This window comes from Candidatus Paracaedibacter symbiosus, from assembly GCF_000757605.1.
Lineage (GTDB): Bacteria > Pseudomonadota > Alphaproteobacteria > Paracaedibacterales > Paracaedibacteraceae > Paracaedibacter_A > Paracaedibacter_A symbiosus.
Genome location: NZ_JQAK01000040.1, coordinates 1 through 836 on the forward strand (window position 1 = coordinate 1; position 836 = coordinate 836).

Below are 836 nucleotides of genomic sequence, written 5' to 3' on the forward strand. Positions count from 1 at the left end.
CCCTGCCCGCCCTGGCCCCGATCGCGCTGGCCGTCCTGGCCACGCTGCTGCCGGCGCTGGCCCAGGCCAAATCCTCGGACCGCAACCAGCCGATGACGCTGGATTCGGACAACTCCGACTGCAACCAGTCCAATCCCGATTCGCGCTGCGTGTTCTCCGGCAACGTCGAGATCATCCAGGGCACCCTGGAGATCCGCGCCGGCCGCGCGGAAGTGATGCAGCGCGGCGGCGACATCGACCAGGTCGTGCTGACCGGCAAGCAGGCCACGATGAAGCAGCAGATGGACGACGGCACCACCATGAACGCGCGTGCCGACCGCATCGTCTACGAACCCAAGAAGGAACTGCTGACCCTGACCGGCAGCTACCAGGTCGAGTCCCCGCGCGGCAGCAACAGCGGCCAGAAGATGGTCTACAACATGGCCAGCGGGCAGATGCAGAGCGGTGGCGACGGCACCCGCGTGCGCACCGTGATCCAGCCGCGCGCCGCGACGCCGGCCAAGGCCGGGGGCAACTGATGCTGGTCGCCGAGGGCCTGCGCAAGAAGTACAAGCAGCGCGAGGTGGTGCGCGAGTTCGCGCTGACCCTGCATGCCGGCGAGGTGGTCGGCCTGCTCGGTCCCAACGGCGCCGGCAAGACCACCTGCTTCTACATGATCGTGGGCCTGGTCGGCGCCGATGCCGGCCGCATCGTGCTCGACGGACGCGACATCACCGCCGAGCCGATGTACACCCGCGCCCGCCTGGGCGTGGGCTACCTGCCGCAGGAACCGTCGGTGTTCCGCAAGCTCAGCGTGGCCGACAACATCCGCCTGGTGCTGGAGCTGCGCGAGGACC

At 69.0% G+C, this 836-nt stretch carries 2 protein-coding genes; both read left to right on the forward strand.

Annotation, left to right across the window (positions count from 1 at the left end; translation table 11 throughout):
- Positions 1 to 11: 11 nt before the first annotated feature.
- Complete coding sequence (gene lptA, locus IG80_RS14515) at positions 12 to 518, forward strand: lipopolysaccharide transport periplasmic protein LptA (RefSeq protein WP_075553261.1); 507 nt, start codon at positions 12 to 14, stop codon at positions 516 to 518.
- The coding region (locus tag IG80_RS0112080) for an ATP-binding cassette domain-containing protein (protein WP_032114277.1) at positions 518 to 836 on the forward strand (319 nt) is incomplete at its 3' end. The genes lptA and IG80_RS0112080, both read left to right, overlap by 1 nt.